This window comes from Rhizobium sp. BG4 (assembly GCF_016864575.1).
GTDB lineage: Bacteria > Pseudomonadota > Alphaproteobacteria > Rhizobiales > Rhizobiaceae > Rhizobium.
The window spans coordinates 143,722-165,039 of record NZ_CP044125.1 but is presented as its reverse complement, the minus strand read 5'-3'; the positions used below and the strand labels follow the sequence as shown (position 1 = coordinate 165,039).

General features: G+C 63.2%; 17 protein-coding genes and 2 pseudogenes. 16 read left to right on the top strand and 3 right to left on the bottom strand.

Features of this window, described 5'->3' with window-relative positions:
- Positions 1-19: 19 nt before the first annotated feature.
- The 11 genes and pseudogenes from F2982_RS00850 (at position 20) to F2982_RS00800 (ending at position 12,211) form a co-directional block, all read left to right on the top strand.
- Positions 20-2,983 carry an SPOR domain-containing protein gene (locus tag F2982_RS00850; RefSeq protein WP_203428979.1) on the top strand — a complete coding sequence of 988 codons (2,964 nt, stop codon included), beginning with the start codon at positions 20-22 and terminating at the stop codon, positions 2,981-2,983.
- A gap of 124 nt (positions 2,984-3,107) precedes the next feature.
- Complete coding sequence (gene nagZ, locus F2982_RS00845) at positions 3,108-4,121, top strand: beta-N-acetylhexosaminidase (RefSeq protein ID WP_203428978.1); 1,014 nt, start codon at positions 3,108-3,110, stop codon at positions 4,119-4,121.
- 65 nt (positions 4,122-4,186) lie between these two features.
- A pseudogene (locus F2982_RS00840) lies at positions 4,187-4,998 on the top strand (ScpA family protein).
- The gene (gene scpB / locus F2982_RS00835) at positions 4,995-5,711 is read left to right on the top strand and encodes an SMC-Scp complex subunit ScpB (RefSeq protein ID WP_203428977.1); all 717 of its coding nucleotides are present in this window, start codon (positions 4,995-4,997) and stop codon (positions 5,709-5,711) included. Before F2982_RS00840 ends, scpB begins: the two are co-directional and overlap by 4 nt.
- Positions 5,712-5,898: 187 nt before the next feature.
- The gene (locus F2982_RS00830; protein WP_112711576.1) at positions 5,899-6,093 is read left to right on the top strand and encodes a twin-arginine translocase TatA/TatE family subunit; all 195 of its coding nucleotides are present in this window, start codon (positions 5,899-5,901) and stop codon (positions 6,091-6,093) included.
- A gap of 49 nt (positions 6,094-6,142) precedes the next feature.
- On the top strand, positions 6,143-6,799 hold the full coding sequence (tatB, locus tag F2982_RS00825; protein ID WP_203428976.1) for a Sec-independent protein translocase protein TatB: 657 nt from the start codon (positions 6,143-6,145) through the stop codon (positions 6,797-6,799).
- Positions 6,796-7,623, top strand: coding sequence for a twin-arginine translocase subunit TatC (tatC, locus tag F2982_RS00820; RefSeq protein WP_112711578.1), 828 nt, complete (start codon positions 6,796-6,798; stop codon positions 7,621-7,623). Before tatB ends, tatC begins: the two co-directional genes overlap by 4 nt.
- A gap of 97 nt (positions 7,624-7,720) precedes the next feature.
- Positions 7,721-9,004 carry a serine--tRNA ligase gene (gene serS / locus F2982_RS00815; protein WP_203428975.1) on the top strand — a complete coding sequence of 428 codons (1,284 nt, stop codon included), beginning with the start codon at positions 7,721-7,723 and terminating at the stop codon, positions 9,002-9,004.
- 4 nt (positions 9,005-9,008) lie between these two features.
- Positions 9,009-9,776, top strand: coding sequence for a 5'/3'-nucleotidase SurE (surE, locus tag F2982_RS00810; RefSeq protein ID WP_203428974.1), 768 nt, complete (start codon positions 9,009-9,011; stop codon positions 9,774-9,776).
- A gap of 7 nt (positions 9,777-9,783) precedes the next feature.
- A complete protein-coding gene (locus F2982_RS00805) occupies positions 9,784-10,437 on the top strand; it encodes a protein-L-isoaspartate(D-aspartate) O-methyltransferase (protein WP_203428973.1) in 654 nt (217 codons plus the stop codon).
- Between the two features lie 166 nt (positions 10,438-10,603).
- The gene (locus tag F2982_RS00800) at positions 10,604-12,211 is read left to right on the top strand and encodes a LysM peptidoglycan-binding domain-containing protein (protein WP_203428972.1); all 1,608 of its coding nucleotides are present in this window, start codon (positions 10,604-10,606) and stop codon (positions 12,209-12,211) included.
- 71 nt (positions 12,212-12,282) lie between these two features.
- On the opposite strand, the pseudogene F2982_RS00795 reads toward F2982_RS00800, so the two are convergent.
- Positions 12,283-13,153: pseudogene (locus tag F2982_RS00795) on the bottom strand (ATP-binding protein).
- Positions 13,154-13,362: 209 nt separating this feature from the next.
- On the opposite strand from F2982_RS00795, the gene yajC reads away from it, so the two are divergent.
- The 5 genes from yajC (at position 13,363) to F2982_RS00770 (ending at position 18,073) form a co-directional block, all read left to right on the top strand.
- The gene (gene yajC / locus F2982_RS00790) at positions 13,363-13,710 is read left to right on the top strand and encodes a preprotein translocase subunit YajC (protein ID WP_130278439.1); all 348 of its coding nucleotides are present in this window, start codon (positions 13,363-13,365) and stop codon (positions 13,708-13,710) included.
- Between the two features lie 33 nt (positions 13,711-13,743).
- Positions 13,744-16,287, top strand: a complete 2,544-nt coding sequence (gene secD, locus F2982_RS00785) for a protein translocase subunit SecD (RefSeq protein ID WP_203428971.1) — start codon at positions 13,744-13,746, stop codon at positions 16,285-16,287.
- A 4-nt stretch (positions 16,288-16,291) separates the two neighbouring features.
- Complete coding sequence (locus F2982_RS00780; RefSeq protein WP_112711586.1) at positions 16,292-16,678, top strand: Mth938-like domain-containing protein; 387 nt, start codon at positions 16,292-16,294, stop codon at positions 16,676-16,678.
- Positions 16,679-16,680: 2 nt separating this feature from the next.
- Positions 16,681-17,532: a phytoene/squalene synthase family protein gene (locus F2982_RS00775; protein WP_203428970.1), complete on the top strand. Its 852-nt coding sequence runs from the start codon at positions 16,681-16,683 to the stop codon at positions 17,530-17,532.
- A gap of 70 nt (positions 17,533-17,602) precedes the next feature.
- The gene (locus tag F2982_RS00770; RefSeq protein WP_203428969.1) at positions 17,603-18,073 is read left to right on the top strand and encodes a hypothetical protein; all 471 of its coding nucleotides are present in this window, start codon (positions 17,603-17,605) and stop codon (positions 18,071-18,073) included.
- 7 nt (positions 18,074-18,080) lie between these two features.
- On the opposite strand, the gene trmFO is transcribed toward F2982_RS00770, so the two are convergent.
- Together trmFO and F2982_RS00760 are read right to left on the bottom strand one after the other, a co-directional pair.
- On the bottom strand, positions 18,081-19,514 hold the full coding sequence (gene trmFO / locus F2982_RS00765; protein WP_203428968.1) for a methylenetetrahydrofolate--tRNA-(uracil(54)-C(5))-methyltransferase (FADH(2)-oxidizing) TrmFO: 1,434 nt from the start codon (positions 19,512-19,514) through the stop codon (positions 18,081-18,083).
- A 72-nt stretch (positions 19,515-19,586) separates the two neighbouring features.
- A complete protein-coding gene (locus F2982_RS00760) occupies positions 19,587-21,242 on the bottom strand; it encodes a GNAT family N-acetyltransferase (RefSeq protein WP_203429991.1) in 1,656 nt (551 codons plus the stop codon).
- Positions 21,243-21,318: the final 76 nt, after the last annotated feature.

Below are 21,318 nucleotides of genomic sequence, written 5' to 3'. Positions count from 1 at the left end.
GCTTTTGAGTGGGATGGGTATGGCAGACAAACAACTTGCGTATGACGCGCGACAGAAGACGGAGCTGTTCGATGAAAACGATCCGCTCGCGGAACTCGCGCGCATCGTTGGCTTCGAGCCGCGGGTAGCGGCCAATACTGTCTCAGAGCCAGTCCGGCAGGAGCCGGCCTTCGATCTCGAAGACGAATTGCTGCGGGAATTCGAGCGCTACGACGCGCCGCGCCCGCTGGGTGCACTCGGCCATCCGGCCGAGCAGCCCGTTGAAGAAGCCGCAAGCTACGAGCCCGTTGCCCACGAGCACGCTGCCGCTCCGCAGGAGCCCGTTGAGGCTCCGGTCTATGCCGAGCCGGAAGCCTACGAGGCTGAGCCGGTCGCAGCGGCCTATGAGCCCGAGGAAACGCAGGCCTGGACCGGTGGTCAGGTTGCTGCCGCCGAATGGGCGGTCCAGCCCTCGGAGCCAGTCTCCAACGGCGGCGCCCGCGATCTGATCGAAGAACTCGAAATGTCGATCGGTGCCGCATCGGCTGTTCAGCCGGTTGCTCCGGTTGCCAAGGCGCCGCAGTGGTCTGCCGCCAGCATCAAGCTGCCGCTCGCCAACTTCCATACGGCCCGCCGCGAAGAGCCGGTTTCTGCGGTTGTCGTCGAGCCCGAGCCTGTCGTTGCGCCTGCGCCGCAGCCGGTTGCTGAAGTGGCATCCGCGGAAACCCTGCAGGAACTTGCTGCACTTGACGTTGCCGAGGAGTTCACTCCCGTCGCTTCCGGCTTCCCGGCCGAAATCGATCGCCACGAAGAGCCCGAAGTCGTCGAGCAGGCGCCCGTTGCCGAAGCTGTCTATGCCGAGCCGGTATCGCACGAGGCCTTCGATCTCGCCGCTGCCGCCAAGGATGGCATCGTTGCTTCCGACGCAGCGCTGACCGAGGCGCTGCCCCAGGATGAAGCAACCGCCTTCGATATCGACAACCTTCTGGCTGACGTTTCCCGTTACCCGGTGCCGCAGCGCGCTCCGGAGCCGGTTCGCGAAGAACCTGTACAGTTCCATCAGCCGGAACCGGTAAAGCCGGTAGCACCCGTGGTGGCCGCCAAGCCCGCTCCGGCCGAAGAGGAAGATCCCTTCGCAGGTCATGACTTCGAGCTCGATCTCGAAGGCATCGAACTGGAGCTCGCCGATCTCGATTTCGCTGAGCCCGTCAAGGAAGAGCCGGTCGCAGTGGCTCCGGCTCCTGTTCGCGCTCAGCCCGCACCTGTTGCCGCCGCTCCGGCACCGGTTGTCGCTCCGCGCCCGATCGCGCCTGCGCCTGTCGTTGCAGAAGCACCGCGTCCGGTTCAGCCGGCCTATACGCCTGCACCGGTTTCCTATTCGCCGGCAGCCGTCTTCACGCCTGCCCCGCAGCCTGCGGCTCCTGTCCGTGCAGCTGTTGTCGAACCCGTCGAAGAACTTCCCTTCGATCCGTCGATGATCACCGACGCCGACGGTCATCCGGAAGCAGTTGGCGAAATGCACGTTCCGGCGCTGCCGCCGGTCGAGCAGCACAAGCCTGCCGCTCCGGTCAACGATTTCGATTTCGACGTCGATGCCGAGATCGCCAGCCTGTTCGATCCGATCAAGTCCAAGGAAGCCGTTCCGGCTGCTGCGCCCGCCTGGGCATCGCAGGCCTCCGCTCCCGCGGCTCAGAATCCTGCAGCACCCGCCGTTGCCGGTCTCGATGATCTCGAGCGCGCTCTGGAAGAAGATCTGCGCCGCAGCATGCGCGAGCCGGTCCAGCGGACCGAGCAGCTTGCCGAGGTTCACATCCAGTCTGCCGGTGCTGCCGAAGACATGCATCGCGCCCGCTCGATGAAGCGGATGCTGGCTGCCGCTGCCATGGTCGTCGTCTTCGCGGGTGGCGCTTATGGCCTATACACCGTCGTTGCCGATACCGGCATTGCCGGTGGTTCCGGCGAGCCGCGCATCATCGCTGCCGACAAGGAGCCGGTGAAGGTCGTTCCGGATAATCCGGGTGGCAAGACCGTTCCGAACCAGGACAAGGCCGTCTATGACCGTGTTGCCGGCGCCACCGAGACGCCGAAGCAGACTGCACTGGTGTCGTCCGACGAACAGCCTGTCGACGTCGTTCAGCGCACGCTGACGCCTGAGGTCGCACCTGAGGATAACGACGGCGACATCACCGACCAGGCCGTCAGCACGCCGGTCAGCGATACCGAGGATCCGCGCCTGCTGCCAGGCCAGGAGCAGCAGGAAGCCGCTGCCAACAACGATGCAGACCGCGTTCCGGCCGTTTCGCCGCGCAAGGTCCGCACGATGATCGTCAAGCCTGATGGCACGCTGGTTGCCCGTGAAGACGAGGCACCCGTTGACGCGCCTGCCGTGAACCAGGTCAAGACCACGACCATCAAGCCGAACGGCTCTGCTGCCAACTTCCCGGCAAGCACGGAAGTGGCCTCTGCCGATATCCGCTCGACCCCGGTCGAGAATACGCCGGCTCAGCCTGCCGCTTCGGAATCGGTCCTTGCCAAGGTTGCCGCAAGCAACCCGGCCAATGTCGAGCCTCCGGTCCGTCAGGTCCAGTCGACGCCGGTTCAGCCGCAGGCCGCCGCAAAGCCGGCCGACACGGCACCGGTCCCGGCTGCCCGCCCGGCCGCAAAGCCTGCTGCCGCAGCCGCTGCACCCGAACAGCCGAAGCCGACCGAGGTCGCCTCCGTCGCCCCGGCTGCCACCCAGCCGCAGGCCGCTGCGCCGTCGGGTGCCTATGGCGTCCAGATCGCATCGCTGCCATCGGAAGCTGAAGCCAACAAGTCCTACGCAAGCCTCTCCAAGAAGTTTGCCAGCGTTCTTTCCGGCCGCAGCTACGAGATCCGCAAGGCCGACATCGCCGGCAAGGGCACCTTCTACCGCGTCCGCATCCCGGCTTCCTCGAAGGATGAAGCCGCGGCGATCTGCGAGAAGTATCGCGCTGCTGGCGGTAGCTGCCTGATCTCGAAGTAATCGGCATCACACTGCATCGAAACGGCGGGCTCAGGCCCGCCGTTTTCGTTTTTACACTGCCTTTCCTGTGAATGCCGCTTGACCGGCCTATCGCAATTCGGGCGCACACCTCTATGATTCGGGTATGACCGAATCAAAAGCGATGATCCTGGGCTGTAGCGGCCTGTCCCTGACCCCGGAAGAAAAGGCCTTCTACAAGGCGGAACGCCCCTGGGGGTTCATTCTTTTCGGACGCAACATTTCCGAGCCGCAGCAGATCGCCGATCTCGTCGCCGAAATGCGCGAGAGCGTCGGCTGGCATGCGCCCGTCCTGATCGATCAGGAAGGCGGACGCGTCCAGCGCATCCGTCCGCCGATCCTCCAGCACTATCCGTCCGGTCAGGCGCTCGGCGATATCTATCGCCAGGACCATGAGCAGGGGCTTCGGGCCGCCTGGCTGATGTCGCGCCTGCACGCGTTCGACCTCCTGAAATTCGGCATCAATGTCGATTGCCTCCCGGTTCTCGATGTTCCGGTCGAAGGCAGCAGCAATGTCATCGGCAATCGCGCCTATGGCGGCGATCCCCGCACGGTGACCGAAATGGGTCGCGCCGCAAGCGAAGGCCTGAAGGCCGGTGGCGTCTTGCCGGTGATGAAGCACATGCCGGGTCACGGCCGCGGCTTTGCCGATTCCCATCATGAGTTGCCCGTCGTCACCGTTTCGCGCGCCGAGCTCGAAGCGCATGATTTCCCGCCCTTCATCGCCATGAAGGACGAGCTGGCCGCCATGACCTGCCATGTCGTCTTCACGGCGATCGACGACAGCAATCCGGCGACCACGTCGCGCAAGGTGATCGACGGCGTCATCCGCCAGCATATCGGCTTCAACGGCCTGTTGCTTTCGGATGATACATCGATGAACGCGCTGGCCGGGACGATCGGCGAGCGCGCCGCGAATATCATTGCAGGCGGATGCGATATCGTGCTGCATTGCAATGGCCACATGGACGAGATGCAGCAGGTGGTCGCCAATGTGCCAGCGCTCGCGGGCGCGTCCCTCGAGCGCGCCAACGCGGTTCTGGCTGGCATGCCAAAGGCCGATCAGTCGGACGAGGCCGCGATCCGCAGCGAATTCGACGCCATGTTTGCAGCCGTCTGAGAAACGGAAGAGAGGCAGAGTTGAACATAGTCAAGACTCCGGAGCGGTCGCAGTCGGCAACGCCGATGGACAAGCTTTGGCAGGACAGCGGCACCGAGCGCGGTTCGCATGAACCGGCGCTGGTCATCGATGTCGCCGGCTTCGAGGGCCCGCTTGACCTGTTGCTCTATCTCGCCCGCAATCAGAAGGTTGACCTGTCGCGTATTTCGGTCCTGGCGCTTGCCGAGCAATATCTGCAGTTCGTCGAGAGCGCCCGCCGTATCCGCATCGAGCTCGCCGCCGACTACCTCGTCATGGCGGCCTGGCTTGCCTACCTGAAATCGCGCCTGCTGATCCCGCAGCAGATCAAGGATGACGGCCCCTCCGGCGAGGAGATGGCGGCAACGCTCGCCTTCCGCCTGAAGCGCCTGGAAGCGATGCGCGAAGCCGCGAGCGGCCTCGTCAACCGCAACCGCCTCGCCGCGATATCTTCGCGCGCGGCGCACCGGAACATATCCCCGATCGCCACCAGTCCGCCTATGAAGCCAGCCTCTACGATCTGCTGACCGCCTATGCGACGCTGCGCCAGCGCCAGGCCGTGACCCAGGTGACGATCGCCCGGCGCACCGTCTGGTCGCTCACCGAGGCGCGCGAGCTGCTGACCCGGATGATCGGCGATGTCTCCGACTGGACGGCGTTGGAGCACTATCTGCTGCGCTATATGACTTCGCCGGAAGAGCGCGTCACGGCGATCGCTAGCGCCTTTGCCGCCTCGCTTGAGCTGGTGCGCGAGGGCAAGCTCGAAATCCGCCAGGACGGCGCCTTCGAGCCGCTCTACATGCGCCGCGGGCCGAAGCATGCCACGCTGCAGGTTATCGAGCAGGAGACGCCGCTGTGATCGATCCTGACGACGATATCGGCGCGGAGCAAGGCGAGGGCGCCGAAAGCCAGGACTTCCAGGCAGAGCTTGAGGCCGAACGCATCGCCGAGGCACTGGTCTTCGCCTCGGCGCAGCCGGTCTCCGAAGCCTTCATTGCCGATCGCATCGCCAAGCATTTCAATGTCCACACCATCATGCTCCGCTTGAAGGAGCAATATGCGCCGCGCGGCGTCAATCTGGTGCAGGTGGATGACGCCTGGGCGTTCCGCACGGCCGCCGATCTCTCATTTGTGATCCGCCGTGATGAGAATGAAACGAAGAAGCTTTCGCGCGCTGCTCTCGAAGTGCTGGCGATCATCGCCTATCACCAGCCGGTGACGCGTGCAGAGATTGAAGACATCAGAGGCGTGCAGACCTCGCGCGGCACGCTCGACGTTCTCATGGAGGCCGGTTGGGTGCGTTTCCGCGGCCGCCGCCGCACGCCCGGCCGCCCCGTAACACTCGGCACCACCCGCGATTTTCTCGACCATTTCGGCCTTGAGGAACTGCGCGATCTGCCTGGTATTGAAGAGCTCAAGGGGGCAGGGCTGCTCTCCGGCCGCATCCCGGCCAATTTCAACATCCCGTCGCCGTCGATGAACGACGAGCTGACCGAGGACGAAGATCCGATCACCCAGATGGATCTTGAGGAATTGGGGCTTCTTGCGCCGGGTGGCGCATCGGAAGATTAGCACCGGCTGGTCTTTGTTTTGCCACTGAGGGCGAAAACAATACTCATCACCACAATTCGATGGCGCGGTGGCTTGTCACAAAGGTCAAAGCCGTGACATTAAGCGTCAATATAAGGGGAATTTTGATGTTGGAAACGATGTCGGAAACTCTTACATCGAAGAGACATCGCAACAGGGAGTATGCGTAATGGGTTCTTTTAGCATGTGGCACTGGCTGATCGTCCTGGTCATCGTGCTGTTGTTGTTCGGCCGCGGAAAGATTCCGGAGCTGATGGGCGACGTTGCCAAGGGCATCAAGAGCTTCAAGAAGGGCATGAACGACGAAGACGCGCCGGAAACGGCGTCGAAGACCGTCGATCACAAGGCCGACGAAACGAAGTAATCAGTCCGGGGACGGGTGGCTTGCCCCGCTTCCCCTCCAGGAGCCTTGAATGTTCGATATTGGCTGGACCGAGCTGCTTGTCATCGCGGTCGTGTTGATTGTGGTGGTAGGTCCGAAGGATCTGCCGCCGATGTTGCGTGCGTTCGGTAAGATGACGCAGCGCGCCAAGAAGGTTGCCGGTGAATTCCGTGCGCAATTCGACGAGGCGCTGCGTGAGGCCGATCTCGACGAGGTGCGCCAGACGCTCGCCGACGCCCAGCGTCTCAACCCCGCCAATACGCTGCGCGACGCGATGAACCCGCTGCGCCAGATGGGCAACGACATCAAGGCCGACCTTCAGAACGCAACGAAGGCCGACAACAAGACCGAGGTGCCGGTCAGCGTGCCGGCTCCCTCGATGAGCCTGCCGGAGACGCCTCCGGTCGTTGCGCCGGCACCCGCAGCCGAACCGGTTGCTGCGCCTGTCGTTGCTGAAAAGCCGAAGGCCGTGCGCAAGCCGCGCGCCGCCGCTGAGGCAAAGGCCGAGCCTGTGGCTGCCGCTCCCGCGGCCAAGGCAAAGCGCGCGCCCGCAGCAAAGGCCGTAGCCGCTGTGCCTTCAGCTAAGGCTGCACCGGCTAAGACGGCAGCAGCAAAGACGGCTGCGCCTGCAAAGAAGGTCGCAGCTGCCCCGAAGAAGGCAGCAGCAAAGAAAAAGGATGAGGCATGAGCGGTGATATTGAAGACAAGCCGCAGCCGTTGATCGAGCACCTCATGGAGCTGCGCAGGCGGCTGATGTGGTCGATCGGCGCGTTCTTCATCGCCTTCATCGTCTGCTTCTTCTTTGCAAAGCATCTCTTCAACTACCTCGTCTACCCCTACAAGCTCGCCGTCACCTGGGCGGGCATGGATGTCGACAAGGCACAGCTGATCTATACCGCCCCGCAGGAATTCTTCTTCACGCAGGTGAAGGTGGCGATGTTCGGCGGCGTGGTGATCGCTTTCCCGATCATCGCGGCACAGATTTACAAGTTCGTGGCCCCCGGCCTCTACAAGAACGAACGCGCGGCCTTCCTGCCGTTCCTGATCGCATCGCCGATCCTCTTCCTGCTCGGCGCGGCTCTCGTCTATTTCTTCTTCACGCCGATGGTCATGTGGTTCTTCCTGGCCATGCAGCAGACGCCGGGTCATGGCGATGTCGCCATCTCGCTGCTGCCAAAGGTCTCGGAATATCTGAGCCTGATCATGACGCTGGTGCTGTCGTTCGGTCTCGTCTTCCAGCTTCCCGTCATCACCACGCTGCTTGCCCGTGTCGGCCTGCTGACGTCCGCATGGCTTGCCGAGAAGCGCAAGTTCGCCATCGTCATGGCCTTCATCGTCGCAGCCGTGCTGACGCCGCCCGATCCGATGTCCCAGATCGGTCTTGCACTGCCGACGATCCTTCTCTACGAGATTGCCATCCACGCGGCTCGACTCGTCGAGCGCCAGCGTGCGCGGCAGGCGGTCGAAGAGGCGGAACGATCCGCGGACGTTGCCAACACGGACAGCGTCTGAGCGGCTTCGCAATCTCTTCCCATACGCTTCCGTATCTTCCGGCCGCAGCCAGGTCAGGCTTCGGCCGGTTCCTGTTTTGCAACGACCCGGAACGACAATGCTTGATATCAAATGGATCCGTGAGAACCCCGAGGCGCTCGACGCCGCGCTTGCAAAGCGTGGTGCGGAGGCTTTGGCCCAGTCCCTCGTCGCCCTCGATGAAAAGCGCCGCTCCGCCGTGCAGAAGGCGCAGGACCTGCTGTCGCGCCGGAACGCCGCCTCCAAGGAGATCGGTGCGGCGATGGCGCAGAAGAACAGCGAGCTCGCCGAAAAGCTGAAGGCCGAAGTCGCCGACATCAAGGTGACGTTGCCCGCCGCCGAAGAGGAGGAGCGCCAGCTTAGCGCCGAACTCAACGATGTGCTGTCGCGTATCCCGAACGTGCCGTTCGACGACGTTCCTGTCGGCGCCGACGAGAGCGGCAATGTCGTCACCCGCACGATCGGCGAAAAGCCGCGCTGGAACCATGCGCCGAAAGAGCATTTCGAAATCGGCGAATCCCTCGGCTACATGGATTTCGACCGCGCCACCAAGCTGTCGGGTTCGCGCTTTACCGTGCTGACCGGCCCGCTTGCCCGTCTCGAGCGGGCGCTCGGCCAGTTCATGATCGACCTGCACACCGGCGAGCACGGCTATACCGAAGTCTCGTCGCCGCTGATGGTGCGCGATGAGGCGATGTTCGGCACCGGCCAGCTGCCGAAATTCGCCGACGACCTCTTCAAGACGACGGATGGCCGCTGGCTGATCCCGACCGCCGAGGTGACGCTGACCAATCTGGTTTCGGCCGAAATCCTCGAGCAGGAAAAGCTGCCGCTGCGCTTCACCGCGCTGACCCCGTCTTTCCGCTCGGAAGCCGGTTCGGCCGGTCGCGATACCCGCGGCATGCTGCGCCAGCACCAGTTCTGGAAGTGCGAACTCGTCTCGATCACCGACGCCGAAAGCGCGGTCGCCGAGCATGAGCGGATGACGGCCTGTGCGGAAGAGGTTCTGAAGCGCCTCGGCCTGCATTTCCGCACCATGACGCTCTGCACCGGCGACATGGGCTTCGGCGCTCGCAAGACCTACGATCTGGAAGTCTGGCTTCCCGGCCAGAACACCTTCCGCGAAATCTCGTCCTGCTCGGTCTGCGGCGATTTCCAGGGCCGCCGCATGGATGCCCGCTACCGCGCCAAGGGCGAAAAGGGCACGAAGTTCGTTCACACGCTGAACGGCTCTGGCACCGCCGTCGGCCGTTGCCTGATCGCCGTTCTGGAGAACTACCTGAACGAAGACGGCTCGGTGACTATTCCGGACGTGCTGCTGCCCTATATGGGCGGTTTGAAGAAGATCGAACGGGCGGCTTGAAGAGATGCGCATTCTGCTCACCAATGACGATGGCATTCATGCCGAAGGCCTCGCAGCACTTGAGCGGATTGCGCGCACTCTGTCCGACGACGTCTGGATCGTTGCACCCGAAACGGACCAGAGCGGCCTGGCGCATTCGCTGAGCCTCTCCGAGCCGCTCAGGCTGCGCAAGGTCTCCGACAAACATTTCGCCCTGCGCGGCACCTCGACCGATTGCGTCATCATGGGCGTCAAGCAGGTCATGGACATCAAGCCGGACCTGATCCTGTCAGGCGTCAATTCCGGCTCGAATGTCGCCGACGATGTGACTTATTCCGGCACCATCGCCGGCGCCATCGAAGGCACGATGCAGGGCGTGCGCTCCTTCGCGTTGAGCCAGGCCTATGTCTATGCCGATGGCGCGCGGATCGTCCCTTGGGAAGTCTGCGAGGCGCATGCGCCGGCACTTCTCGAAAAGCTGATGAAGGTCGATCTGCCCGAAGGCACGTTCCTGAACCTCAACTTCCCGAACTGCCGTCCGGATGACGTCGATGGCGTCGAGGTCACCGCTCAGGGCAAGCTCGCCTTCAACCTGCAGGTCGATGCGCGCTCGGATGGCCGCGGCTTTCCCTATTACTGGCTGAAGTTCGGCGAGCGCGCCGGCGCCTTTGCCGCAGGCACCGATATCCACGCTTTGAAGCATAATAAGATTTCGGTAACACCTTTGAAACTGGATTTGACCGATTATTCCGTGAAGGACCGCGTGGAGCGGGCGCTTTCAGGTACGGAGTAATCAGGCATTGTCAGCACGGCTGGTCGAGAAGGAAGGTTTTGCGGCCCTCGTATTGCGGCTGCGCGCCGAAGGCATTTCCGACATCGATCTGCTGACCGCAGTCGAGCAGACGCCGCGCTCGCTCTTCGTACCGCCGCAATTTACTGAAGACGCCTATTCGACGCGGACGATCCCGATCGAATGCGGTTCGTTCGTTGAAGGTGTCGATACAGCCGTCCGCATCCTGCATCACCTGAAGGTCAAGCCGGGCCAGCGCGTGCTCGAAGTTGGCACGGGCAGCGGCTTCATGGCCGCCGTCATGGGCCGCATGGCCGAGCGCGTTCTGACGATCGACCGCTACAAGACGCTGGTCGTCAACGCGCAGAAGCGCATGGACCAGCTCAGCCTGCGCAACATTATCGTCCGCCAGGCCGATGGCAGCAACGGCCTGCAGGGCGAGGGCACCTTCGACCGTATTCTCGTCACCGCCGCTTTCGCCTCCATGCCGCGATTCTACACCGACCAGCTGGTCTCCGGCGGCTCCATGATCGCGCCGCTGATGATCTCGGATGACGAGTGCCGGATGGTGCGTCTGACGAAGACCGGCAGCCGCTTCGAGCGCGAAGAGCTCTTCACCGTTCCCTACCTGCCCATCGTTCCGCGGCTCGCTTCGCAGCTCTGATCTCAGGCGCTACGCGCCGGTCCCTGCGGGCTGCGATTTCTCACCCGCAAAACTATGGTTATCAATTCCTCTAAAAAAACGCTCCAATTCCAGCGCTTTAACCGCGTGGTAATACTAACGCGCTTTAATACTCCCACAAATGGTTGCGTTGTGAGTGGGTCGTGTCATGAGTTTTTGTGTTTCGCCAAAGTTCGGAAAGTCGGCCTTCAATCTTCTGGCCGTCGCCTTGCTGGCGAGTGCGGCGACAGGCTGCAGTTCCGATGTGTCGCGCTTCAGCGGCGGTCTTTTCAGTTCCGGTCAGGATCAGATGACGACGGGTTCGGTCCCGCGCCGCAGCATGAGCGGTCTGCAGGGCGATCCGGTTCCGCAGGCTGACATGCAGGGCAGCGGCGCAATGCAGCCTTCCTACGGCAACAACAATCAGGCCTATAACAACCAGTCCTACAATCAGCCTTACCCGGCTTCGACTGGCGCGATCCGCTCCAATGCCCGCATGGCATCGGCTCCGGTCACCGTTCAGCGTTCCGAGCTCTCGGCGCCGACGGGCGCTGCACCGTCCGCTTCCCGCGAACGTCAGGAAGCGCTTGCTCAGCCGTTCCCGGCATCGCCCTCGGTTTCCGCTCCGCGCAAGATGCAGGCTGCACCGAAGCTCGCGGCTCCGGACAATCTGACGACCGGCTCCACGCCGAAGGCAAGCGGCTGGTCTTCCTCCAACGCTCCGTCGGTCACGGTTCGTCCGGGCGAAAGCCTCGCCGTTCTCGCCCGCCGCTACGGCGTTCCGGAGAAGGAAATCCTCCGCGTCAACAACATGAAGTCTGCCTCGGCTATCCAGCCCGGCCAGACGATCCTGATCCCGACCTTCAACGGCGGCAGCAATGCTGCGAAGTCGGCGGCGCAGACGGCTGACCTTTCCAAGCAGGGCAAGGCGCCCGAGCCCTACAAGGCACCGGAACAGAACGTTGCCGTTCTGCCGGGCGCCAACACGGTCCGCGACAAGTCGCAGGTCACTGCCGACGGTGCCATGGGCAAGGTTGCGGCAGCTGGTGGCAAGGCTCCGGCCGGCAGCGGCAGCTACACGGTCAAGCAGGGTGACTCGCTTGCCAAGATCGCCAAGTCGACCGGCGCCAGCGTCGATGCCATCAAGTCCGCAAACAACCTGCAGGCAAGCTCGATCCGCATCGGTCAGACGCTGACCATTCCGGGCGGCTCTGCCGGTGCCGACCAGATGAAGACGGCTTCGATCCCGGCCAAGGCCGCCGAGCCGAAGGCTGCTGCTCCGGCGGCAACCGAAACCGCATCGAACCAGCCTGCCGCCTACAAGGCACCGGCTGCGACGCAGACCGTCGACGAAGTCGAGAAGAAGTCCGATGTCGCCTCCGCTGCTCCTGAAGCAACGGGTATCGGCAAGTATCGCTGGCCGGTTCGCGGTGCGGTCATTGCCGCCTACGGCGCCAACGTTAACGGTAGCCGCAACGACGGTATCGACATCTCGGTTCCGCAGGGCACGCCGATCAAGGCCGCCGAAAACGGCGTCGTCATCTATGCCGGCAACGGCCTGAAGGAACTCGGCAACACGGTTCTCGTCCGCCACGACGACGGCACCGTCACCGTCTACGGCAATGCCGATACGCTGAGCGTTACCCGCGGCCAGAAGATCCAGCGCGGCCAGACCGTCGCGGTCTCCGGCATGAGCGGCAACGTCAAGCAGCCGCAGGTCCACTTCGAAGTCCGCAAGGATGCTTCGCCGGTCAATCCGATCACGTTCCTCGAATAGTTAGCGCGTACGGGGAAATGCGAAAGCCCGGCTTCGAGCCGGGCTTTTTGCGTTATGGGGACTGTCTCGTCTCAATCGCGGGCGAGGTTGATACGCATGCGCCCGGCGAGGTCCTGCACGTATTGCCAGGCAACACGGCCGGAGCGGGCGCCGCGGGTCGTCGCCCATTCCAGCGCCTCGGCATGCAGCTTCTCGCGCTCGAGCGGCAGCTTGAAGTGATCGGCATAGCCGTCGATCATTGTCAGGTAATCTTCCTGGCTGCACTTGTGGAAGCCGAGCCATAGGCCGAAGCGATCAGACAGCGAGACCTTCTCCTCGACCGCTTCCGACGGGTTGATCGCCGTCGACTGCTCGTTCTCCATCATATGGCGCGGCAGAAGGTGGCGGCGGTTCGAGGTCGCGTAGAACAGCACATTGTCCGGCCGCCCCTCGACACCGCCGTCGAGCGCTGCCTTCAGCGACTTGTAGGCGGTATCGTCATGATCGAAGGAGAGGTCGTCGCAGAACACGATGATCCGGTGCGGCACATCCTTCATCAGGTCGAGCAGGGCGGGCAGGCTGGCAATATCTTCGCGGTGAACCTCGACGAGCTTCAGCGACACACCGCTTTCACGGCGGACATCTTCATGGACCGCCTTGACGAGCGACGACTTGCCCATGCCCCGCGCGCCCAGAGAAGCACGTTATTGGCGGGGAAACCGTCGGCGAAGCGCACGGTGTTCTCGTGCAGGATGTCGCGGACATGATCGACGCCACGGATCAGCTTCAGCGCCACGCGGTTCGGCCGCGCGACGGGTTGCAGATGCTGGCGGGCGGGCGACCAGACGAAACAGTCTGCCGCCGTCCAGTCATTGACCGCCGGTGGCGGACCGGCCAGCCGTTCGACGCCGCCGTCAGCTTCTTGAGCTCCTGCAGAATGACGCTGTTGATCTCGTCAGTCATGCGATGTCCTCCTGAATTTCGTGCGGCCGGAGACCGCCTGTCGTCCTTCGTGGCGGGGTAGCATGGCCTTTCCACAGCCGAAAGGTTATCAGGCAGCGGATTCGGTACGCCTCACGGCTGTTTTTGTTGCATTCGTTCTTACCGCAACTATAGTCCGGCCACTGAAAAGAGAGGCGGAATTTCGCCGCCCGCAGCTGAGGAGTTTATCAATGTTCATCACCCCGGCATTTGCCCAGGCCGCAACGGATACTGCCGCGTCGCCATTCGGCTCCGGCTTCGAAATGATCATCCTGTTCGTGCCGCTGATGGTCGTCTGGTATTTCCTGCTGATCCGTCCGCAGCGCGCCCAGGCCAAGAAGCGCGCCGACACGCTTTCCGCAATCCGCCGCGGCGACCAGGTCGTTACCGCCGGTGGTCTCGTCGGCAAGGTCACGAAGGTCGTTGACGACAAGGAAGTTGAAGTGGAAATTGCTGAGGGCGTACGCGTTCGCGTCGTCCGCAGCGGTATCGCCGATGTTCGCGTCAAGGGCGAGCCGGTCAAGGCCGACGCTGCATAACATTGCTTTCGGCAGCCAGATCGGAAAGGCAGAATGCGTCAATTTTCCCTTTGGAAAACTCTTCTGATCTGGTTTGCCATCGTCGCGGCGGCACTGGCCGCCGCGCCAAATCTTTTCTCCCCCAATACACTTGCTTCCCTGCCGCAATGGCTGCCGCAAAAGGCACTGACGCCGGGCCTCGATCTCAGGGGCGGCGCCTATCTCGTCGTCAAGATCGACCGCGCCGATATCGTCCAGAGCCGGCTTGAGAGCACCGTTGCCAGCGTCCGCACGCGCCTGCGCGATGCCAATATCCGCTATACCGGACTTGCCGGAAACGCTCAGACGGTCCAGGTCCGCATTACCGACGCCGCCCAGACCGATCGTGCGTTGTCTCTGCTCGCACCGCTCGCCGTGCCGGCGGGCGGCGTTCCCGATCCCGATATCGCAATTGCCAAGGCGAATGACGGCCAGATCAACCTGCAGATCAGCGACAAGGCGATCGATCGTACGCTCGCCTCGGCGCTGGAGCGCTCGGTCGCGATCGTTGCGCACCGCGCCATCGAAGCCGGCGGCATCGATCCCATCATCACGCCGGCGGGCCGCGACCGGCTGGTCGTCCAGATCCCGGGCCTCGGCGATCCGCAGCGTTTCAAGGACCTGCTGAGCCAGCCGGGCAAGCTGACCTTCCGCCTCGTCGATTCGAGCGTCAGCGCACAGGATGCGATGGCCGGCAGCGTGCCGCCCGGATCCGAGATCGTCTATTCGCAGGATGACCCGCCGATCGCCTATCTCGTTGAGCGGGCCGAAGTGCTGCATGCGTCCGATCTCGGCGATTTCGCCATCGAACCAGGCCCGACGCCGGATACGTCCTTCCTGACCTTCAATTTCAATCTCGACGGCTCGCGCCGCTTTACCGATCTGGTCGAGAAGAATGCCGGGCGCACGCTGGCGATCCTGCTTGACGATCAGGTGCTGACCGCACCCGAGCTCAGCAAGCTGCCGGTCGGTGACAGTAGCCGCATTCCGCTGAACTATTCGCCCGACGAAAGCGAAGACCTCGCCGCCATGCTGCGCTCCGGCCCTCTGCCTGCGGCGCTCACCATCGTCGAGGAGCGGACGATCGATCCGGGCCTCAGCGGTGATGCGATCCATGCCGGCCTGATCGCCGGCATTATCGGCGCCGTACTGGTGGCCGGGCTGATGATCGGTCTCTACGGCATGCTTGGCGTCATCGCCAGCGTTGCCCTGCTGGTCAACCTTTTGATGATCGTCGCAGTGCTCACCGTTTTCGGGGCGCCGCTGACGCTGCCCGGCCTTGCGGGCATGGTCCTGATGATCGGCATCGCCGTCGATGCCTGCGTGCTGATCTATGAGCGTATCCGCGAGGAGCTGAAGGCCGGCCTGCATCTGGATCAGGCCATTTCCGCCGGCTATTCGCGCGCCTTCATGACCGTCGTCGATGCCAGCATCACCATGCTGGTGGCCGCCGCCATCCTCTTCTATCTCGGCAGCGACGCCATCCGCGGCTTTGCCGTGACGCTGGCGGCCGGGATCATCACCACGGCTTTCACCGCATTCCTTTTCACCCGTCCACTGGTCGAGGCATGGGTGCGCCGCCGCCGCTTGAGGCACCTGCCGAAGAGCGTCCATACGGATGTCTTCGACGGTACCGCAGTCCGGTTCATCGGCATCCGCCGCTACACTTTCACGGCGCTTGCAGCCCTCTCGCTCGTCTGCATGCTGGGTGTCGCGACCGCAGGCATGCATCTCGGCGTCGACTTCACCGGCGGCTCGCTGATCGAGGCCCGCTCGAAGGACGGTACTGCCGATGCTGACGATATCCGCTCGCGTCTCAGCGAGCTCAATCTCGGCGATGTCGAGGTCAAGCGGCTGCGCGATCCGGCCAGTGCCATGATCCGCCTGCAGTCGCAGGGCGGTGGCGACAATGCCGAGCAGTCGGCGATCTCGCTGGTGCGCAGCGAATTGCAGGACGAGTATGATTTCCGCCGTTTGGAAGTGGTCGGCCCGGCCGTGTCGGGCGAGCTTGCTCGCACCGCGACGCTCGGCGTTCTCGCGTCGCTGCTGGCAATCCTGATCTATATCTGGATCCGCTTCGAGTGGCAGTTCGCGATCGGCGCGATCATCGCCACACTGCACGACGTCATCCTGACCCTCGGCTTCTTCGTGGTGACCGGCATCGAGTTCAATCTGACCAGCATCGCGGCGCTGCTCGTCATTGTCGGCTATTCGCTGAATGATACCGTCGTCGTATACGACCGCATGCGCGAAAACCTGAAACGCTATACGCGCATGCCGTTGCCGATCCTGATCGACGCCTCGATCAACCAGACGCTGTCGCGCACCATCCTGACGGCCGCAACGACGCTGCTCGCGCTCCTGGCGCTGACGCTGTTCGGCGGCGAGGTGATCCGGCCCTTCGCGCTGGTGATGCTCTTTGGCGTTGCCGTCGGCACCTTCTCCTCCATCTATATTGCTGCGCCGGTCCTGATTCTCTTCAGGCTTCGCCCGAAATCCTACGACGACGAGGATGAGAACGAGACGGCCGGCGGCACACCTGGAAAGGCCACAGTCTAAAATCATGGCAAAAGGCATCGAAATCCGCGAGGCCCATTTCCCGGGCCGCGCGCCCATCGACACCTATGGCAATGGCGGCTTCCGCTTCGCCGACATGTCGCATCGCGGCTCCATCCTGTGCCTGCCCTCGGGCATCCACGGCTGGGATATGGATATGACCAAGCCGCTGTCGGTCGAGAATTTCACGAAGGTTCTCGATGAAGCCGGCGATATCGAGGTGCTGCTGGTCGGCACCGGTACGGAACTTCGCCGCCTGCCGCCGGAACTGAAGCAGGCACTGAAGGCGCGAGGCATCTCGTCGGATCCGATGAGCACCGGCGCTGCGGTTCGCACCTACAACATCATGCTTGCCGAATCCCGCGCAGTCGCAGCGGCATTGATCGCGGTCTGACCATGTCCGAGACGAAGCCTGGAAACCAGGAGATCTGCCTGGCGATGCTGCGCGACAATGATCGCGACCGCTATCTCGCGAGCCTGCTGTCGCCGGAGGACAAGCGCGCCGCACTCGTTGCCCTCTATGCCTTCAATGCCGAACTCGCCAAGGTGCGCGATCTCGTCCATGAGCCGCTGCCAGGCGAAGTGCGCATGCAATATTGGCGCGACCTCCTCGAAGGCAGCGCCCATGGCTCGACCGAAGCCAATCCGGTTGCCGCCGAACTGCTGACCGCCATCGAGGCGCACCGACTGCCGCGCCAGACGCTGATCAACATGATCGAGGCGCGCATCTTCGATCTCTATGACGATCCGATGGAAAGCCGCAGTGCGCTGGAAGGCTATGCAGGCGAAACCGCCTCGGCGCTGATCCAGCTAGCAAGCCTCGTCCTGTCGCCCGAGGATGCCGCGAAGTCTGCCGATGCGGCAGGCCATGCAGGCGTCGCGCAGGCGATCGCCGGCATGCTGCTGTTGATGCCGCTGCACCGCCACCGCGGGCAGGTCTATATCCCGCTTGAAATCCTGAGCGCCACCGGCCTCGACCGCGACAGCTTCCTTGCGGGCGAGGACAAGGCAAGGATTTCGGCGGCCATCGAGGCCTTCGCCGGTCTTGGCCGCGATCATCTGGCTAAGGCACGGGCGGCAACGCTTCCGGCAAGCGTCTTCCCGGCCTTCCTGCCGGCGACGATCGCCGAGCCGGTGCTGAAGAAGGCGCAGAAGGCAGGGGCAGGGCTCTTCGACCAGCCGCTGCAATCCGCCCAATGGCGCCGCCAATTCGCCATGACCATGGCGATGATGCGCAAGAAAATCTGAGCCGAGTTCAAACTCGCGCAAGGCTCAGGCATTATAAGGCGGCAACCGCAAGTCCTTTTGGAGAACGGCGTTGAGCATCATCGTCTGGATCGTCATTTTCGCAGCCCTGTTCCTCCTTGCCTTCGTGGCGACGCGGATGGCATCGCAGAACCGCGATGAAGAGGGTTTGCGCGACATGGGTCTGGCGATCCTCGAGTTCAATCGCGCCTTCCCGCACGAGGCGATCCGCCAGCTGCAGGCAACGGCCGACGGCCAGGTGGTCTTCGTGCGCCTGCATGACAACAAGGCCGGTTTCATGCGCAGCATGCACCGCCACTTCTCCTGCCACGTGCTTCAGCCGGGCAGGGTCCGTGTTGCAAGCTCGGAAACGGGCAAGGGATTGGTGATCGATTTCCTCGACCATCCGCATCAGAACGGCACCTTCGAATTCGTTTCCGCCAAGGAGGCGTCCGAAGTCTCGCTCTGGCTGCTCGGCAATTATGTTGCCGATGCCGATCTGGTGCTGCCGCCGGCCGAAGAGCCGGCAGCCAACAATCATTGATCTCTGATCAGGCGCTTTCGGCGAGCAGTACGTTCTGGCCGAGCCACGCGGCGCAATCGGCAAGCGCCCGCTTCGCGATCAGCTGACGCTTCATGATCGTCTTGTCCTTGCCGCGGAAGCGCTTGACGCCCTCCGGCTTGACGATCGAGCCCGGCTGCAGCTCTGGGAACAGTCCGAAATTGATGTTCATCGGCTGGAAGGACCGCTTGCCCGGTTCCTCGTCAGTCACCAGATGGCCGCCGGTGATATGGCCGAGCAGAGATCCGAGCGCCGTCGTGACGGGCGGCAGCGATACCGCTTCGCCCTTGCGCTCAGCAGCCGCGAAGCGTCCGGCCAGAAGACCGACGCTGGCGCTTTCGACATAGCCTTCGCAGCCGGTGATCTGACCGGCAAAACGCAGGCCGGGGCGCGACTTCAGCGTCAGCGAGTGGTCGAGCAGCGTCGGCGAATTGATATAGGTGTTGCGGTGCAGGCCGCCGAGGCGGGCGAACTCGGCATTCTCCAGGCCGGGGATCATCCGGAAGATATCCGCCTGCGCGCCGTATTTCAGCTTCGTCTGGAAGCCGACCATATTGTAGAGCGTGCCCAGCGCATTGTCCTGGCGCAGCTGCACGACGGCATAGGCCTTTACGGTCGGGTTATGGGCGTTGGTGAGGCCCATCGGCTTCATCGGCCCATGACGCAAGGTCTCGCGACCGCGCTCGGCCATGATCTCGATCGGCAGGCAGCCGTCGAAATAGGGCGTGCCTTCCCATTCCTTGAAGCCGACGGTGTCGCCGGCGATCAGCGCGTCTACGAAGGCATTGTACTGCTCTTCGGTCATCGGGCAGTTGATATAGTCCTTGCCGGTACCGCCGGGGCCGACCTTGTCGTAGCGCGACTGATACCAGCAGATATCCATGTCGATGCTCTCGCGATAGACGATCGGCGCGATGGCATCGAAGAAGGCGAGTGCATCGGCGCCGGTCTCGGCCTGGATGGCTTCAGCAAGTGACGGCGCCGTCAGCGGGCCGGTGGCGATGATCGCCTGATCCCATTCCTTCGGCGGCAGCCCGGCGACTTCCTCGCGAACAACGGTGACGAGCGGATGCTCCTCGATCGCCTTGGTCACGGCTTCCGCAAAGCCGTCGCGGTCGACGGCAAGCGCGCCTCCTGCGGGAACCTGATGCTTGTCGGCGCAGGCCATGATCAGCGAACCGGCCATGCGCATTTCCGCATGGATGACGCCAACGGCATTGCTGGTCGCATCGTCGGAGCGGAAGGAGTTGGAGCAGACGAGCTCGGCAAGGCTATCCGTCTTGTGCGCATCGGTGCCGCGAACGCCGCGCATCTCGTGCAGGACAACGGGAACGCCGGCATTGGCGATCTGCCAGGCGGCTTCGGAGCCTGCGAGGCCGCCGCCGATGACATGGATAGGGGAGTGGGAAGAGGTCTTGGTCATGGGCGGCTGATTATCACGCCTCGTCAGCGCAGGAAACTCCCGCGTTCAAAAAGGCAGGGCTTCGCACCACGATCAGGAGAAGGCCGGCTCCCGCTCGAATTTCGGCCGTGACGGTAGCGGCAGCACCCGCTTCGCCTGCTTGGCTTTCTTCGCCCGTACCTTCGGCTCCGGCCCCTGCTCGGTGACGATCCGGCGCAGGGCATCGCGCGCCTTCTCGGCATAGGCCTGCTGCTTTGGGTCGTCGTAGTTGAATTGCTCGATCATCGAGAAGGAGCGGGTGGCCTCGTCCTTCCGCCCGGCGCCGGCCAGCGCCACGCCCTGCTTGTAATAGGCCTGTGCATCATAGGGCGCGATCTGGATGATCTTGCCGAAGGTCTTGGCCGCCTGGTCATAGGTGCCGAGCGCCAGCTGTGTCTCGCCGAGCTTCAGATAGACGGGGGCGGGATCCTTGACGCGGCCGATCAGCGCTGTGAAAGCGGCTTCGGCCTCCGGTAGCATGCCGCGGTCGAAGGTCAGGCTCGCGAGCCCGAATTCGGCGCCGATATGGCCGGGCACGGTGGCGAGCAGCTGCTTGAAGGCGGCCTCCGCATAGGCCTTGTCGCCGCGCCGGTACATGTCGAGCGCCCGCTCATAGATGAAATCGACGCTGCGCCGATTGATGACCTCGCCGAGATTGCGGCCGGTGCGGCTGCGGAAGATGGTGCAGGAGAGCTGCCGCTCCTGTGGCCCGAACATGTACTTATAGGGCTCGGTGCCGCGCAGGAAGTCGTAGGTCTTGAAACCCTCGGCGATCGCCTTGCGGATGCAGTGGGCATGCAGGATGAGACCGGGAGAGGGCGTCTTCCACTCCTCGTCTCGGCCCGTGATATAGAATAGGACCGACTTCTTCTGCCGGTCGATCATGTTGGCCAGCACGCCGAGCGGCCGGTCGCCATACCAGAGGACGGGAACATCGAGATTGCCCGTCGCAAAGCTGTCCATCAGCAGGGTCCGCGTCCCGGCGATCAGCCGGTCGGTCCGTTCCTCGCCCTTCTTGGCAAGCCACTTGATCCGCCAGAACCTGAAGAGAATGTCGAGATCGCGCTCGATCGTCTGCGGCGTTGCCATGGTGATCCGGTAGTTCTCGTCGGCCTCGACCTTGCGCATGAAGCGGCGCAGCTTCTGCCGCGTCTGGCTGCTCATGCTGGTGTCGAGATAGGAGTCGAAACTGTCGGGCAGATGAACGACCGGGCAGATGCAATTGTCGATATTCTCGGCATTCTTCGGCGAGCTGTCGCGAAACATCACGTCAGGCCCTTCCAATGCCCGCAGAAAGGCGTCGCGCCGCTCTTGCGGCCCGTAGAAGAACTCGACCTTCAGATGCGTCCAGTTCTGCTGCTTGAGATATTGAGAGAAGCCTTCGATGGCGTTCTGCTCATAGGCAGGTTCGGCGAGGAAGCCGGTATAATCGGCCGAGCAGTTGCCGGCCATGATGATCTCGTCGATGAACTGGCCGGTCTTCTCGTCGTGCTGGGTGACCACCCGTAACGGGAAGAAGGCGACGTAAGGCGAACCTTCCGGCTTTTCGCGCAGCGCCAGCACGAACCAGCGGTTTCGCCGCGCGAGATAGGGCTTCAGCCAGATCCAGGAAAGGAAGTGCTGGGCGTAGGGATCGTTGCCATAGACCCGCTCCCACTGTTCGCGGAGCCCGTCGAAACCGGCCTCCGTGTCGATCACGTCAATGCGCATCATCCCCCTCCCAACACCCCTTACACAGTTCGGGAACCTGCATTCTATGGGGAAACGGCAGGCATCAAATATGCCG

Excerpts from the sequence above, each read along its gene's own strand:
- trmFO (WP_203428968.1), bottom strand. The coding sequence starts at position 19,514 with ATGACCAAGACCTCTTCCCACTCCCCTATCCATGTCATCGGCGGCGGC.
- F2982_RS00780 (WP_112711586.1), top strand. The coding sequence starts at position 16,292 with ATGGCAAAAGGCATCGAAATCCGCGAGGCCCATTTCCCGGGCCGCGCG.
- nagZ (WP_203428978.1), top strand. The coding sequence starts at position 3,108 with ATGACCGAATCAAAAGCGATGATCCTGGGCTGTAGCGGCCTGTCCCTG.
- F2982_RS00830 (WP_112711576.1), top strand. The coding sequence starts at position 5,899 with ATGGGTTCTTTTAGCATGTGGCACTGGCTGATCGTCCTGGTCATCGTG.
- serS (WP_203428975.1), top strand. The coding sequence starts at position 7,721 with ATGCTTGATATCAAATGGATCCGTGAGAACCCCGAGGCGCTCGACGCC.
- F2982_RS00850 (WP_203428979.1), top strand. The coding sequence starts at position 20 with ATGGCAGACAAACAACTTGCGTATGACGCGCGACAGAAGACGGAGCTG.
- F2982_RS00760 (WP_203429991.1), bottom strand. The coding sequence starts at position 21,242 with ATGCGCATTGACGTGATCGACACGGAGGCCGGTTTCGACGGGCTCCGC.
- F2982_RS00775 (WP_203428970.1), top strand. The coding sequence starts at position 16,681 with ATGTCCGAGACGAAGCCTGGAAACCAGGAGATCTGCCTGGCGATGCTG.
- yajC (WP_130278439.1), top strand. The coding sequence starts at position 13,363 with ATGTTCATCACCCCGGCATTTGCCCAGGCCGCAACGGATACTGCCGCG.
- tatB (WP_203428976.1), top strand. The coding sequence starts at position 6,143 with ATGTTCGATATTGGCTGGACCGAGCTGCTTGTCATCGCGGTCGTGTTG.
- secD (WP_203428971.1), top strand. The coding sequence starts at position 13,744 with ATGCGTCAATTTTCCCTTTGGAAAACTCTTCTGATCTGGTTTGCCATC.
- F2982_RS00800 (WP_203428972.1), top strand. The coding sequence starts at position 10,604 with ATGAGTTTTTGTGTTTCGCCAAAGTTCGGAAAGTCGGCCTTCAATCTT.
- surE (WP_203428974.1), top strand. The coding sequence starts at position 9,009 with ATGCGCATTCTGCTCACCAATGACGATGGCATTCATGCCGAAGGCCTC.
- tatC (WP_112711578.1), top strand. The coding sequence starts at position 6,796 with ATGAGCGGTGATATTGAAGACAAGCCGCAGCCGTTGATCGAGCACCTC.